This window comes from Streptomyces sp. NPDC058685, from assembly GCF_042714725.1.
Classification (GTDB): domain Bacteria; phylum Actinomycetota; class Actinomycetes; order Streptomycetales; family Streptomycetaceae; genus Streptomyces.
Genome location: NZ_JBHXSL010000051.1, coordinates 17,167 through 31,173, shown reverse-complemented (window position 1 = coordinate 31,173; position 14,007 = coordinate 17,167). Strand labels below are relative to the sequence as shown.

Here is a 14,007-nt window from a genome sequence, read left to right as displayed (position 1 = left end):
GGATGACCAGGATCTTCGTGGCCCAGTACCGCCGCCGTGCCGACGCGCAGAGCACCGTGGACGGGGTGCTGGAGCACCTCGACGACAAGGTCACGGCACGTGCCGGGTTCGTCGTGCTGCCGGAGAACGCCTTCGCCTCCGTGGACGCGGGTCCCTTGCCCACCGCGCTGCGGGACCAGGTGCTGGAACGACTCGCCGAGCTGGCCCGGCGGCGCGGCACCTACCTGCTCACCGGCTCGTGGGCCGAGGAGGGCGGACCGGGCGGAGGACTGCACCAGGTCGCTCACCTCCTGGACCCCTCGGGCGACGTCCTGGCCTCCGTGCGACGTCCCGTCGACGATCAGGGCCGTACCGTCACCGGCGACGACTTCCCCGTCGTGGACACCGAGCACGGGCGGGTCGGAGTGCTGCTCGGCCCGGACTTCTGGCTCGTCGAACCGCCGCGGATCCAGTGCCTCGCGGGAGCCGAGCTCCTTCTCGTGGCCGCTTCCACCAGCGGGGCGGCGACCGACAGTCAGCATGCCGCGGTCTGGGGCATCTCCACGCTCAACACCGTCGGCGTCGCCATCGCCTGTGGGCTCGACGCGCCCTCGGCGGGGGGATCGGGTGTCGCGGTTCCCGACGGCTTCCTGGCCTGGGCCGGCACTCAGGAGGCGGTGGTCAGCGCCGCCTGGGACCTCGACCATCTGCGGCACCTGCGCCAGCCGGACCTGCGCTTCCAGGAGACCCTCTGGTTCGGCCTGTGGGCTCGGCGACCGGACCTGTACACGAGTCTCGCCGCGGGAGAACCCCCGTCCGGCGTCACCGTCGAGGCCGGGAGCTGACATGCGCGAAGCCGGACTGTCCGCATCCGCGGTGCGCAAGGAGATCGCCGCTGCCCTGTCCGAGGACGTCCCCTGGACCCGGGTGCTCAACTCCATCTGCACCGAACCGCATCCGCTGGCCGTCGAGCTGTCCCACGCCGCGTCGCACACGAACCTCGGCGACGTGCGGATCTTCCGCGGTACCAAGCGGATCGAACGCAAGGTCGTCGCCCTGCTCCTGGAGCTGCTCGGCCATCCCCGGGGGGCGGGGAGCCTGGTCTCCGGGGGAACCGAGGCCAATCTGCTCGCCGTTCTCGCCGCCCGCCAGGAGGCCCGGGCCGCCGGCCGGCTGACCGAGCGCCCGGAAGTCATCGTCGGAAGCACCGTCCACTTCTCGTTCGACAAGATCTTCTCCGCCCTCGGCGTCACCGCCGTCCGCGTACCGGTGGACGACGGTCTGCGCCTTGCGCCCGGCTCCGTGGCGGCGGCGGTGAACGAGAACACCATCGCGGCGGTGGCCACCGCCGGGAGCAGCGAACTGGGTGTGGTGGACGCGGTGGACGACATCGCCACCGCCCTCGCGCCGCACGGGGTGTGGCTGCACGTGGACGCGGCCACCGGCGGCTTCATCATCCCGTTCGCACGCGAACTCGGGCGTCCGCTGCCGCAGTTCGACTTCCAGGTCGACGGCGTCCGGTCGATCACCATCGACCCGCACAAGTACGGCCTGGCGAACGTTCCCGCCGGGGCGATCCTCTTCCGTGACCAGGAGGCGTACCAGGCCGACTCGTTCTTCCTCGACACGCCCGCGCACACCACCCTCCTCGGCACCCGCCCGGGCAGCGCCGCGGTGGCGACCTGCGCCGTCCTCGAACATCTCGGCCGGGAGGGGTTCGTCGAGATCACCCGCACCAACTTCGAGAACACCGAGTACCTGACGACACAGCTCGCCGAGGCCGGGTACGGCCTTCTCATCGAGCCCGACCTGAACATCGTGGTCGCCCGGGTCCCGCACGCCGCCGAGGTGTCACGCCGTCTCGACGCCGACGGCTGGATCGTCTCCACGTCCAAGCGCTTCGAGGAGGGCCTGCGCCTCGTGGTGGCCCGGCACGTCACCCGGGACGTCATCGACGCGTTCCTGCCCGCCCTGGTCAAGGCCGACCACGAAGTCCGGGCCGAGGTGGCCGGATGAGGGCTCATGTCACCACAACGACGATCACGACCCCCCGAGGAGTCCCACGTTGAGCTTGTTCCGCGGTCAAGGCCTCACCCTTGCCGCCGTCCAGACGCAGATCGATCCGGGTCGACGCGAGGAGAACCAGGCCCGTGCGGCAGAGCTGCTCGCCTCCGCTGCCGGGCAGGGCGCCGACCTGGCGTGTCTGCCCGCGTGCTTCGCCACCGGAGTGAACTTCCCGTCGATACGCGAGGACGCGACTCCGCTGGACGGACCCGTCATGGACTTCCTCGCCGGCCAGGCGCAGCGGCACGGTATGCACATCGCGGCCGGTGTCCTGCTGTCGGAGGGCCGGGACATCTACGACGCCGCCGTCCTGGTCGGTCCCGCGGGTGATCTGCTCGGGCTCTATCGCCGGGCGTCCCTGTGGGCCGGTGAGCGGGACTACCTGGCGGCCGGGGAGCCCCTCGACGCCATCACGACCCCGCTCGGCCGTATCGGCCTCCAGGTCAGCTACGACCTGCGCTTCCCGGAAGCGAGCCGACGGTTCCTCGTCCAGGGCGTCGACGTCATCGTGTGCGTCGCGAACCTGTTCGCCGACTTCTCGCACCATGTCAGGTCGCTCGCGCGCGCCCGCGCGGCCGACAACGCGACCGCCCTCGTGTTCAGCAGCTGCACCGGGGAGAACCGGTTCGTGGGCATGCCGTACGTGGGCCGGAGCTGCATCGTCGACGGCCTGACCGAGGGTGTCACCACGGACGACGCCGACGTGCTGGCGGAGGTCCCGGCCGGCAGCCGCGAGGGCGTCGCGACCGCCACGCTGTACCCGCGTCAACGCAGAAAGGCGGGCGCCGCCCTTCCGTTCCGTGAGGACACCGTGGCGACCTGGCGCACCTCCTACATCTGGGAGGGGCCATGACGGCGCCCGCGTACCGGCGGCGCAACGCTCGCGCGTCCTCGCCCGGGCCCCGGTTCAGTGTGTCCCAGTGGCTCGGAGACGTGTTCCGGCTGGTGGCCCTGGACCTTCGCCAGTTCTTCGACAACAGGCTGTACGCCGTCTCCACCTTCCTCACATCCGTGTCGATGGTGCTGGCGTTCGGCGCGGCCACGGACCAGATGGCCAGTCCCACCGCGGACGCGGCCAACTTCTTCGACTTCGTCTTCCCCGGCATCCTGGCCGCCGGCGTCATGTTCAGCTGCACCTACTCCGTCGGCTACACGATCATCGTCGACCGGAACCGGCGCACGATCGAGGACCTGATCCTCTCGCCCCTGTCGTACTCGGGGTTCCTCCTCGCGCGGTTCGTCGGGGTGACGCTGAAGTGCCTCTTCCAGTTCGCCGCCGTGCTGGTGCTCGGCCTCGTGGTGTTCGACGCCGCCGTCGAGTCCGTACCGCTCGCGATCCTCGCCTTCGTCACCGGGTGCCTGGCGTTCGCGGGTCTCGGTGTCGTCGTGGCGACCTTCTCGAACGAGATCTCGTTCCCCGCCGTCGTCAACATCATCGTCATCCCGCTCATGTACTTCGCCGGCGTCTTCTTCCCCCTGAAGAACCTGGGGTGGGTGGGTGACGTCATGGAACGGCTCCCGCTCTCCGTCAACGTCGAACTGTTCAGGGCGGCCACCGGACAGGGACCTTCGCCGTCGGTGGAGATCCTCACCCTGGCCGTCGCCTACGCCGTCGTGGCGGTGGGCGTGTCGGCGTACGCCTTCAGACAAAGGATCGGCCGTGGCTAGCACACACGACACCAGCACTCCGGTGCTCCAGGTATCCGGCCTGGCCTACCGCGTCGGTCCCGAGTTCGGCCTGAGGGACATCGACTTCGGCGTCGGCGCAGGTGAGGGCGTCGCGGTCATCGGTTCCAACGGCGCGGGTAAGACCACGCTCATCCGGCTCGTGGCCGGGCTGCTCAAGCCCCGGGCCGGAGAGGTCAGGGTGTGCGGCACCGACGCCCGGCGCTGGGGCAGGGTGAGCGGCCACATCGGCTATGTGCAGCAGTCCAAGGAACTGCCCGACGGAGTGACGGTCGAGGCGTACGTACGCCATCAGCTCCGCCTCCACCGGGCCGAGCCGGCCCGGCTGGGCGAACTCCTGGCCCTGGCCGAGCTGGAGAGCTTCGCCGGTCAGTACGTGCGGACGCTGTCGGGCGGCAGCCAGCGCAAGCTCCACATCATCACGGCCGTCGCGCACCGGCCCGACCTGCTGATCCTCGACGAGCCGACCGCGGGCCTCGACGCCGCCGCACGGCAGACGCTGCTGCACATGCTGGCCGGCCTGAAGAAGGACGGGGTCGCGGTGCTCTACGCGAGCCACCACAGGCAGGAACTCGACGCCCTGGCCGACTCGGTCGTCGTCCTCCACCGGGGCCGGCAGGTCAAGGACGCCTCGCTGGAGGACATCGCCCGCTCGGCGGGAAGCCCGCGCCTCGTCCTGGAATCCCATCCGGACGCCGGTCCCGGGCCGCTCCAGGAGTGGTCCGAAGGGCTCCTCCTGAGCCAGGAGAGCGTCCGGGCGGTCCACCCGACGCCCGCCGGTGCGGACGTCGAACTGCACGACGGTGAGCACCCCGAGGCGCTCGGGGAGATCGTCGCACGCGCGCACGCCGGCGGCATCAGGCTCCGCGCCGCCTTCTACAACCGGGCCACTCTCGCGGAGATCGTCCGGACCATCGCCCAACACGACGGATGGGGAGAGAGCTGATGAGCATCACCACGACGAGCATGCCGTTCTGGAAGGAATACCCGGAACGGGACAGCGAGTGGGTCCGGCAGTACCCCACCAAGCACGTCATGGTCACCGAGGAGGAGGTGTTCCCGCCCAAGCCGATGGGTGTGTACATGCACATCCCGTTCTGCAACCGGCTGTGCTTCAGCTGCCCGTACATCAAGTTCCAGACGGAGCGCGACCTGACCCTGGCCTACCTCGACGCGCTCAAGGCCGAGATCACCAACTACGCGAGCCGGCCGTACATCCAGGACCACCGGATCACGCTCGGATACATCGGCGGCGGCACGCCGACCTCGCTGACGGCACAGCAGCTCGACGACCTGCTCGGGCACCTGCACAACAGCTTCGACTTCGCGCCCGACGCCGACTTCTCCATCGAGACCACGCCGATCGACATCACCGAGCGCAAGGCGAAGGTGCTGCTCGAACGAGGCGTGCGGCGTATCAGCCTCGGCGTGCAGACGTTCGTCGAGGAGGAGCTGAAGAACCTGGGCCGGCCCAGCGACCCGGAGATGCTCAAGGCGAGCATCCGCCTGTTGCAGGACGCCGGGTTCGAGAACATCAACATCGACCTCATGCACGGCATCAACGGGCAGACGATGGAGGGCTGGGAGCACAGCCTCGACGTGGCGATCGAACTCGGCGTCACCTGCGTGTCGTTCTACACCTACATGGAGTTCGCCCAGGTCTCCACCAAGCGCCGCAAGCTGCCGCCGGTCCCGGACCGCGAAACCGTCGACGACATGTTCTTCTTCGCCGCCGACAAGCTCACCAAGAACGGCTTCCTGGGCTACTACGGCGACTGTTTCGCCAAGCCCGGCTACCAGCCCAAGTACGGCGAGACGTCGTGGAGCGAGGACATCCCCATCATCCCGCTCGGGCCCACCGCCACCGGCCACCTGCGTGAGCACTGGTACTTCAACGAACCCGACATCGGCAGGTACGTCCAGACCGTGCGGGAAGGACGCCTGCCCATCTCGATGGGGCGGCACATCCCCAAGCCGGAGGCCATCCGCAGGTCGATGGTGCTGGGCGTCAAGGCCGGCCGGGTCAACCGTGAGCGCTTCATGCGACTGCACGGCGTGGACTTCATGGAGATGTTCGCCGACGAGATCTCCGACCTCGTCGAGAAGGGACTCGTCGAGATAACGGAGGACGGCATCGAGGTGACCGGCCCCAAGGGCTGGTACTACCTCGACAACATCTCCAAGGCGTTCTACTCGCCGGAGTTCCGCCGGTATCCGCAACACCTGGGGGCCGACATCACCGGCTTCATCTCCCCCCAGCGTTCCCTTCCTCTTGCCATCGTCAACGGTGATTCCCAGGGAGGCTGCCATGACTGTTGAGGCGCCGCTGCTCGACCTCGCGGAGAGGGTTCCGCTGACACAGCCCTTCACCGACATGGAGGCCGTTCGCGCCTACGACCTCGGCATGCGCCGCTCCGCCCTGATGGCGTACAAGCGCCCCACGGAGCGCATCCTGGCGGCCCACCACGAGGGCATGACCGACTTCGTCGACATCGGGTTCAACACGGGGCTCCTGTCCCTGCACGTCTCCGGCCGTCTGCCCGAAGTCGCCGTGTCGGGCGTCGAGGAGCACAACAACCTCGTGGACGTCGCCGAGGACAACCTGACCCTCTGTGTCTGGGCCAACATGGCGGGCGATGTGGAGTTCGAGCACTCCAAGCTCAGCCGGCTGCCCTTCGCCGACGACTCCGCGGACATCGTCTACTCGTTCTCCTCGCTGCACCGCTGGCGCCGCCCCGTGGAGACGCTCAAGGAGGCCGCGCGCATCTGCAAGCCGGGCGGGACGGTCCTCATCGAGGACGTGAACCGCCTCGCCGAAGAGGGGCACATCACGTTCATCCTCCAGTTCGTCAAGGAGGGAGGCGAGCAGTTCATGCGCTCGCTCAAGGCCGCCTACTCGCCGGAGCAGGCACAGGAGCTGCTGCGTGAGGCCGGGCTCGACGACTGGCACGTCGTGGAGGAGGATCTCGGTCTCGTCATCTCCAACCGCCCCGTCACCCCGGTGAGCATGTGATGGGCCGCCTCAGGATCGCGGTCGTCCAGATGGAGTCGAAGCTGGGGCGGGAGCCGGCCAACCTGCGCCGGGCCGAGCGCTATGTCAGGCAGGCCGCCGCGGACGGCGCGGACCTCGTCTGCCTCCCGGAGGCGTTCCTCACCTCGGGCAACATCCTGGAAGTCGCCGACGTGGCGGTTCCCATCCCCGGCGACGCGACCGACCAGCTGTGCCGCGTCGCCGCCGAGCTGGGGGTCCACATCGTCGCGGGACTGCTCGAGCGGGGTGAGGACGCCTCGTACTACAGCACCTCGGTGCTGATCGACCGGACCGGGGAACTCCGCGGCACCTACCGGCGCGTCCACCGCCATGAGCTGGAGAGCCGCTACCTCGCCGGCGGTACCGAGTACCCCGTGTTCGATCTCGACATCGGGCGCGTCGGTCTCATGCAGGGCTACGACGTCAACTTCCCCGAAGTGTCCAGGGAGTATCTGCGCCGCGGGGTGGACGTGCTCGTGTGCTCCGCCCTGGTGCCGGACATGTTCACGTACCTGGTCGACATGCGTCTGCCGGTGCGGGCGGTCGACGGCGAGTGCGTTCTCGCCTTCGCCTCCGGCGTCGGCAACAACCTCTACGCCGGCTTCGGCTACATGGGGCGCAGCCAGATCCTGGCCGACCCCCTCTTCCTGGAGTCGGAGCGCTTCGACTTCGAGGACGGGGACGAACGCATGGTGTTGCTCGCCGAGGGTGAGGGCGTGGGCATCGTCGAGGTCGACATCGACCGGATGCGCCGCTACCGGGACAAGGCGACACTGCGCAACGACGCCCGGCCGGGCACCTACTGGCGGCCCGTCGCCGACGCCGCCACCGCAACCGGACCGGCCACGGCGGCCCTCCAGACGTAGGAGCGTTCCATGCGAGTCCTCCTGATATCCACGAACAAGATCCGAGTACCCCGGCCCGCCCTGCCGATCGGCATGGCCTACATCGGTGCCGCCATCAAGAAGTCCGGACACGACGTCGACGTCCTGGACCTCCTGTGGGAGTCACGCGAGCTCAAGGCCGTCCGCGAGAAGCTGACGTCCACCACCTACGACGTGGTCGGGATCGCCGTCCGCAACCTCGACAACCTCACCTTCGTCGACCCGATCTTCTTCGGCCCCCTCACCGAGAAGATCGTGCGATGCGTCCGCAAGTACACCAAAGCCACCGTCGTGCTGGGCGGGTCCGGCTTCTCGGTCGAGCCCCTGGCGTTCTTCGAGTACGCCCAGCCCGACTTCGGCATCGCCGGTGAGGGCGAGGTCGGCATGGCGCAGTTGCTGCAGTACCTGGAGGTCGGCGGCTCGCTCGACACCATCTCCGGCCTCTGTTACGTCGACGACGAGGGCTGCTTCGTCCACAATCCGCCCAACACGGGGTTCGACATCGGCGCACTGGAGCCCGACCGGTCCCTCTACGACCCCCGGTACTTCGAAGAAGGAGTGTCGGCCGCGTCCGACCTCACCCGCGACACGCAGCCCGCCATCGAGACCCTCCAGACCAAGCGCGGCTGCAAGCTGTACTGCTCCTACTGCATCATCCGCAAGACCGAGGGCAAGGGGAACCGCTTCAAGGAACCGGCGGCGGTGGTGGACGAGATCAAACGGGCGATGTTCGAGAACCCGGAGGTCAAGGAGTTCGAGATCGTCGATGCCACCTTCAACTTCCCGCTCGACTACGCGGCGGACGTGTGCAACGAGATGGTCAAGGCCAAGCTCGACGTCCCCTGGTACTGCCAGTTGACGCCCAACGCGGTGACACCGGAGTTCGTCGAGCTGCTGGCCGCGGCCGGCTGCATCCGCGTCGACCTCGGCACCGACGCGTTCACCGACGAGGCGCTTGCCGATCTGCTCAAGGGCTTCGACCTCGCCCGGGTGGTGGAAGTCGACCGCTGGTTCACCGCCAGCAGCATCGAGCACACGCACTGCGTCTTCCTGGGCGGCCCCGGCGAGACATCCGCGGCGCTGCGCGAGTCCATCGACTTCACCGAGCGCTACCTCAACCCCGCCCAGATCTACGCCAACCTCGGCATCCGGATCCTCAGCGGCACCAAGCTGCTGAAGCAGGCGGTGAAGGCCGGAATCATGGAGGAGGGCCAGGGCACCTTCGTCCCGGCCTACTACGTCGAGCCCGAGATCGTGCGGGACCGGGACACCCTCGACTTCGTGCGGAACGCCTATCTGAGCCACAAGAACTGGTACCTGTGGTGGGGGCTGAGCGGCCAGAGCCTGAGCGACCGCGCACAGTACTCGGCCGAGACGGTCGCCGAGATGCAGCGTGAGTACACGTATGTGATGGCGGACAAGACGCGTCTGAAGCCCGCTCGGCCCAAGTCGAAGCCGGTGGCCCTCACACTCGGGGCACCCGCATGACCCCCGAGGCCGCAGCCGCCGAACTGCGTGAGCTGCTCGCACGCCATGCGGACCCCGCGTTCGCTGACGGGATGCAGCGCTACTTCCGCACCCCTGTGCCGGCGCTCGGCGTGGGCAACCGCGCCGTCGCCGACCTGACGTACCGCTGGGTGGGCGAACACCCGGATCTCTCGCCCGCGGACCGGCTGTCGATCGCGGACACGCTCATCGCGCAGTCGAAACACCACGAGGAGACGCTCGCCGGGTTCGCCCTCCTGCACCGGGTGGCCAAGAAGCAGCTGGGCGGAGAGCTTCTCGACCACGCCCGCCTCTGGCTCGACCGCCATGTGACCAACTGGGCCCAGTGCGACGACCTGTGCCTCAAACTGCTCTACCCCTACCTCCTCGGTCACCTCGACGACATGTCCCGGACCCGGGCGTGGATCCACGGCGGCCCCTGGGCCAGGCGGGCGGCCAACGTGGCGGTGGTCAAGTTCGTGCGCCGCCAGGTGGGCAAGGCCGTCTACGAGCTCCCGATCAGCCATGTGTTCGACAACTGCACCGCATTGATGTCCGACGAGGAGTTCTACGTCCAAAAGGGCGTGGGATGGGTGCTCAAGGTCACCGCGCAGGTGCATCCGGAGGCCGTGGGGGAGTACCTGCGGACCTGGCACACGCGGATGAGGCGCGACACCTTCCGGTACGCGCTCGAAGGGATGGGCGCCCAGGACCGGGCCGCACTCATGGCACTCGACGGAGGTGTGCGCGCGTGAGCGAGCAGAACGGCTACGTGCACCGGCCGGGCATCCACAGCGAGAGCGCCTGCCAGCGCAACATCCTGGCCGCCGGCGGGCACGACGTCGACGAGCACGTCATCTTCGGCCTGGACGGCGGGTTCGGCTTCTCGTACTTCCCCACCCGGGGCAACACCCCCGACATCATCGTCGGGAAGCAGGTGGTCATGCCGCTCCGGGCGGCACGGCTCCTCGGCGTCGAGGTCCACGCGCACACCCCCAAGTCCGCCGCGGGGCTCGCCGCGCTGCTGGACGCGGTACCGGCCGTCACGACGCGGGTCGACATCGGCCTCATGCCCTACTGGGGGCTGGAGGGCCGGGCCTCGTTCGGCGGGTACTTCGTCAACGTCGTCCGCGCTACGGCGGACGGCGAGTTCGAGGTGTCCGACCCGGCGTACGACAGCAGCGTGCTGGTCCGTGCCGAGGACCTCAACGCGGCGCGCTCCAGCCGGAGTTCGCCGCCACTGAATCCGGACTGGCGGACCTACACGTTCGGGTCACCGCGCAACACCCCCCGGCTGGGGCTGGTGGGTCCGGTCGCCGTGCGCACCCTGAGCCGGGAGGTGCTGAGGCCGGGGAGCCGAAGCCTGGGCATCCCCGCCATGAAGGTGCTGACGACCACCGCCCCCTCCTGGCCGGCGAGCAAGCGCGGCGAGGTGGAGGACGTCGACCTCCAGGGGCACGTCATCACCACGAGCGCTCTGGCGCGACAACTCCTGCATCTCGGGCGTCAGATCGAGTCCTTCGGAACGGGGGGCGGGATGTTCCGTCCCGTGATCGCGCGCTTCCTGAGCGCCGTCTCCGAGCACTGCGACAACCCCCGGTACGCCGAAGCGGCCGATCTCTTCGGTCAGAGCGCGGAGCACTGGACCGGGCTCGGGAAGGCGCTGCTGGCACGCAGCGCCTGCGCCGAGGAATCGGAACTGAAGGGTCTCGTCGACGAGGTCGTCACCTCCGTCCGCGCGTCCATGGATCTGGAGAAGCGGGCCCTGGCGGGCCTGACGACCGTGTAGGAGGGGCATGGACGCGGACGAAGCGGTCCTGAAGCAGGGACCCACGATATGGAATCAGTACGCACGACGGCAGAGAGCCGAGGGCCGCCGGGCGGATCTGCGTGACGCAAGCCTGTCGGGTGCCGACCTGAGCGGGACGGATCTCGCCCATGCCGATCTGCGCGGGGCCCAGCTCAGCGCGTCGTATCTGATGTCCGCCGATCTTCGCGGCGCCGACCTCGACGGCGCCGACCTGAGCGAGGCCTATCTGATCCGCGCGGACCTGGTGAACTCCCGCCTCGTGGGAGCCAGCCTGGACGGTGCCGACCTCAGCGGCGCCGACCTCACGGGCGCGCACCTCGATCCATCGTTCACGCGGTCACAGGTCATCTCCGACTACCTCACCATCTGGCCGGAGTAGCCGTGGGCGCCACCGTCTCGATCCGCCGTCAACAGGCAAGGAGTTCCCGATGATCGTCCTGGGCTACAACGGATTCGGCAAGGCCGCGGAGCTGTTCGCCCGCCTCTACCGGGCGACCGGAATCGACCGTCATCTGCTGTTCGGCCATGACTCCGCGGCGGCCCTGATCGTCGACGGCGAGCTGGTGGCGGCGGTCGAGGAGGAACGGCTCAACCGGGTGAAGAAGACATCGGAGTTCCCGGTGAACGCGATGAACTGGTGCCTGGAGACCGGCGGTGTCTCCTTCGACGACGTCGACGTGGTGGCCTTCTCCTGGCAGTTCTCCGACGAGGTGATGGACCGGATGATCGCCGAGATCACCGAGGACCACTCGGCGAGCACGGCGGAGAAGTTCTCTCGGCTCGACCGCCTCGCGGAGACCTACGCGGCCATGTTCAGCAAGGAGGCGATCCTGGCCGACTTCCTCGAACACACCGGCCACCATCTCGACCCGCGGAAGCTCGAACTGGTGCCGCATCACCTCGCCCACCTCATGACCGGCTACCACCTGGCCGGTGGCGGCGACGCCGCGTTCGTGGTCAGTGACGGCCGCGCCGAGTGGCTCTCGGCGATCATGGGAGAGATATGTGACGGCAAGGTACGGGTCCTCGACGACGTGAGCATCGACTCGCGGCACTCCCTGGCCATGCTCTTCTCGGTGGTGACCAGATATCTCGGCTTCGTGCCGAACAACGACGAGTACAAGGTGATGGGGCTGGCCGGCTATGCGCCGCCGCCCGCGGACAACCCCTTCCTCGAGCATGTGGTCGAGATGCTGCCCGACGGCACCTACACGATCGCCTACCCCGCCAGCGCGGTCCCCGCCTACTACGCGCTGTTCGACCGCATCTTCGACGGCGATCCCTCCCGCCGGGAGGACTTCGACTTCCGGGTGCGTGTCGCGAGCGCCGCCCAGCAGATGATCGAAGTGGTGACGGCCGCGCAACTCAGGGTGCTGGAGCGCCGGAGCGCGATGCCCCGGCTGGTTTTCGAGGGCGGCCTCGCACTGAACTGCGTGAACAACACGAAGCTTCTGGAGGGCTCGCGCTTCGACGACATGGATGTGAGTTTCGGGGCGTCCGACGTCGGGGTGGCGCTGGGGGCCGCCTTGCACGCCAGCCGGGAGGCAGGTGACGCGCCCCGGCCCGGCCCATCGCCCTATCTCGGTCCCGCGTTCGACCGCGAGGACATCCTGGCCGCACTCGACAAGTTCTCCCAGCAGGTCGAATGGCGCGAGGTCGCCCCCGAGCAGGTGCCCGCCGAGACGGCCGCGCTGCTGGAGGACGAGAGCGTCATCGGATGGTTCCAGGGGCGGATGGAGTACGGGCCCCGCGCCCTGGGCAACCGGAGCATTCTCGCCAACCCCCGCTTCCCCGGCATCAAGGACTCGATCAACGAGCGGATCAAACACCGGGAGCAGTTCAGGCCCTTCGCGCCCGTCGTCCTGGAGGAACGCGCCTCCGAGGTCTTCGAGACCGGCAGGAAGCACTCCTCGCCGTACATGACGTTCGTGTTCCCCGTGCGACCCGAGTACCGGGAAGTGATCCAGGGCGCCTGCCATGTGGACGGCACGGCCCGCATCCAGACGATCACCGACGAATCCAACCCGCGGCTCGCGCAGGTCCTGCGCCGTTTCAACGAGCTGACCGGGGTGCCGTGCCTGATCAACACGTCCTTCAACGTCGCCGGTGAGCCGATCGTCTGCTCTCCCGTGGACGCGCTGGCCTGCTTCCTGAACACGGAGATGGACCACCTGGTACTCGACACCTTCTTCGTGCGGCGCTCCGTGCGGAAGTGATCCGGAAGGCGGTGCGCACGTACGGCAGTTCGAGACCGCCGTGTGCCCCGTCCGCTCTATCGGGTCGTTCTCCCGCGCATCCCGGGCACACCGCGGGTGGGCGTGACATCCTGAGGATTCTCCATACGGTAGGTAGCCGAGCCACGTGCACGGAGCGGTCATCCGCTCGGCATGCTCACTGCCGCTTGTCACCTCTCGGGACTGAGTCCATCCATGCTGAACTATGACGTGAAGAAGGACCTGCGCAGCCTGTTCACCGCGAAGAAGAGGTTCGAGGTCGTCGATGTGCCCGCCATGAAGTTCCTCATGGCGGACGGTGAGGGCAGCCCCAACACATCGCAGCTGTACGCGGACATCGTGCGCGCGCTGTACGCGACCGCGTACGCCGTCCGTGCTCTCGCCATCGACGAACTCGGCAGGAAACACACCGTCGGTCCGCTGGAAGGGCTGTGGTCGGCCGACGACCTCAAGGCCTTCACGTCGTCACGCGACGAGAACGAGTGGCAGTGGCGACTCATGATCGTTCAGCCGGACTGGATCACCGACGAGATCGTCGGCGAAGGTCTGAAGCGAGCGATCGAGAAGAAGGACCTGGCCGCCGGCGACCGCGTCCGCTTCGGCGAGTTCCACGAGGGCAAGGCGGTCCAGGTCCTGCACATCGGCCCCTACAACGAGGAGGGGCCCACGATCGCGCGGATGCACGACGAGTACATGCCGCAGCAGGGACTCAAGCCCCGCGGGGACCACCACGAGATCTACCTCTCCGACGCACGGCGCACCGACCCGTCGCGGCTGCGCACCATCCTGCGCCAGCCTGTCGAATCCACCGGGAGCTGATTCCCGGCCCTGCCG

Annotated in this window: 14 protein-coding genes; all 14 read left to right on the top strand. The window is 68.4% G+C overall.

Going from position 1 to position 14,007, the window contains the following annotated elements; translation table 11 throughout:
- Positions 1 to 2: 2 nt before the first annotated feature.
- The 14 genes from ACFWU3_RS29870 (at position 3) to ACFWU3_RS29805 (ending at position 13,992) form a co-directional block, all read left to right on the top strand.
- Complete coding sequence (locus ACFWU3_RS29870; RefSeq protein WP_384443913.1) at positions 3 to 824, top strand: carbon-nitrogen hydrolase family protein; 822 nt, start codon at positions 3 to 5, stop codon at positions 822 to 824.
- Between the two features lies 1 nt (position 825).
- The gene (gene mfnA / locus ACFWU3_RS29865) at positions 826 to 1,995 is read left to right on the top strand and encodes a tyrosine decarboxylase MfnA (protein ID WP_384443911.1); all 1,170 of its coding nucleotides are present in this window, start codon (positions 826 to 828) and stop codon (positions 1,993 to 1,995) included.
- Positions 1,996 to 2,044: 49 nt separating this feature from the next.
- Complete coding sequence (locus ACFWU3_RS29860; RefSeq protein ID WP_384443909.1) at positions 2,045 to 2,896, top strand: carbon-nitrogen hydrolase family protein; 852 nt, start codon at positions 2,045 to 2,047, stop codon at positions 2,894 to 2,896.
- On the top strand, positions 2,893 to 3,711 hold the full coding sequence (locus tag ACFWU3_RS29855; protein ID WP_384443907.1) for an ABC transporter permease: 819 nt from the start codon (positions 2,893 to 2,895) through the stop codon (positions 3,709 to 3,711). The genes ACFWU3_RS29860 and ACFWU3_RS29855 overlap by 4 nt, the downstream gene beginning before the upstream one ends.
- Complete coding sequence (locus tag ACFWU3_RS29850) at positions 3,704 to 4,675, top strand: ABC transporter ATP-binding protein (protein WP_384443905.1); 972 nt, start codon at positions 3,704 to 3,706, stop codon at positions 4,673 to 4,675. Before ACFWU3_RS29855 ends, ACFWU3_RS29850 begins: the two co-directional genes overlap by 8 nt.
- Positions 4,675 to 6,048, top strand: coding sequence for a coproporphyrinogen-III oxidase family protein (locus ACFWU3_RS29845; RefSeq protein ID WP_384443903.1), 1,374 nt, complete (start codon positions 4,675 to 4,677; stop codon positions 6,046 to 6,048). Before ACFWU3_RS29850 ends, ACFWU3_RS29845 begins: the two co-directional genes overlap by 1 nt.
- Positions 6,038 to 6,742, top strand: coding sequence for a class I SAM-dependent methyltransferase (locus ACFWU3_RS29840; RefSeq protein WP_384443901.1), 705 nt, complete (start codon positions 6,038 to 6,040; stop codon positions 6,740 to 6,742). The genes ACFWU3_RS29845 and ACFWU3_RS29840 overlap by 11 nt, the downstream gene beginning before the upstream one ends.
- Complete coding sequence (locus ACFWU3_RS29835; RefSeq protein WP_384443899.1) at positions 6,742 to 7,626, top strand: carbon-nitrogen hydrolase family protein; 885 nt, start codon at positions 6,742 to 6,744, stop codon at positions 7,624 to 7,626. Before ACFWU3_RS29840 ends, ACFWU3_RS29835 begins: the two co-directional genes overlap by 1 nt.
- A 9-nt stretch (positions 7,627 to 7,635) precedes the next feature.
- Positions 7,636 to 9,132: a B12-binding domain-containing radical SAM protein gene (locus ACFWU3_RS29830; RefSeq protein ID WP_384443897.1), complete on the top strand. Its 1,497-nt coding sequence runs from the start codon at positions 7,636 to 7,638 to the stop codon at positions 9,130 to 9,132.
- Positions 9,129 to 9,884: a DNA alkylation repair protein gene (locus ACFWU3_RS29825; RefSeq protein WP_384443895.1), complete on the top strand. Its 756-nt coding sequence runs from the start codon at positions 9,129 to 9,131 to the stop codon at positions 9,882 to 9,884. Before ACFWU3_RS29830 ends, ACFWU3_RS29825 begins: the two co-directional genes overlap by 4 nt.
- Positions 9,881 to 10,918: a DUF4872 domain-containing protein gene (locus ACFWU3_RS29820; protein WP_384443893.1), complete on the top strand. Its 1,038-nt coding sequence runs from the start codon at positions 9,881 to 9,883 to the stop codon at positions 10,916 to 10,918. The genes ACFWU3_RS29825 and ACFWU3_RS29820 overlap by 4 nt, the downstream gene beginning before the upstream one ends.
- A gap of 7 nt (positions 10,919 to 10,925) precedes the next feature.
- Positions 10,926 to 11,318, top strand: a complete 393-nt coding sequence (locus tag ACFWU3_RS29815) for a pentapeptide repeat-containing protein (RefSeq protein ID WP_313944434.1) — start codon at positions 10,926 to 10,928, stop codon at positions 11,316 to 11,318.
- Between the two features lie 49 nt (positions 11,319 to 11,367).
- Positions 11,368 to 13,155: a carbamoyltransferase gene (locus tag ACFWU3_RS29810; protein WP_384443890.1), complete on the top strand. Its 1,788-nt coding sequence runs from the start codon at positions 11,368 to 11,370 to the stop codon at positions 13,153 to 13,155.
- A 213-nt stretch (positions 13,156 to 13,368) separates the two neighbouring features.
- On the top strand, positions 13,369 to 13,992 hold the full coding sequence (locus ACFWU3_RS29805) for a GyrI-like domain-containing protein (RefSeq protein ID WP_384443888.1): 624 nt from the start codon (positions 13,369 to 13,371) through the stop codon (positions 13,990 to 13,992).
- Positions 13,993 to 14,007 lie beyond the last annotated feature (15 nt).

Bases quoted from the DNA above. Each gene is read 5' to 3' on its own strand.
- ACFWU3_RS29825 (WP_384443895.1), top strand. From the start codon at position 9,129: ATGACCCCCGAGGCCGCAGCCGCCGAACTGCGTGAGCTGCTCGCACGC.
- ACFWU3_RS29840 (WP_384443901.1), top strand. From the start codon at position 6,038: ATGACTGTTGAGGCGCCGCTGCTCGACCTCGCGGAGAGGGTTCCGCTG.
- ACFWU3_RS29870 (WP_384443913.1), top strand. From the start codon at position 3: ATGACCAGGATCTTCGTGGCCCAGTACCGCCGCCGTGCCGACGCGCAG.
- ACFWU3_RS29810 (WP_384443890.1), top strand. From the start codon at position 11,368: ATGATCGTCCTGGGCTACAACGGATTCGGCAAGGCCGCGGAGCTGTTC.
- ACFWU3_RS29830 (WP_384443897.1), top strand. From the start codon at position 7,636: ATGCGAGTCCTCCTGATATCCACGAACAAGATCCGAGTACCCCGGCCC.
- ACFWU3_RS29845 (WP_384443903.1), top strand. From the start codon at position 4,675: ATGAGCATCACCACGACGAGCATGCCGTTCTGGAAGGAATACCCGGAA.
- ACFWU3_RS29805 (WP_384443888.1), top strand. From the start codon at position 13,369: ATGCTGAACTATGACGTGAAGAAGGACCTGCGCAGCCTGTTCACCGCG.
- ACFWU3_RS29815 (WP_313944434.1), top strand. From the start codon at position 10,926: ATGGACGCGGACGAAGCGGTCCTGAAGCAGGGACCCACGATATGGAAT.
- ACFWU3_RS29835 (WP_384443899.1), top strand. From the start codon at position 6,742: ATGGGCCGCCTCAGGATCGCGGTCGTCCAGATGGAGTCGAAGCTGGGG.
- mfnA (WP_384443911.1), top strand. From the start codon at position 826: ATGCGCGAAGCCGGACTGTCCGCATCCGCGGTGCGCAAGGAGATCGCC.
- ACFWU3_RS29855 (WP_384443907.1), top strand. From the start codon at position 2,893: ATGACGGCGCCCGCGTACCGGCGGCGCAACGCTCGCGCGTCCTCGCCC.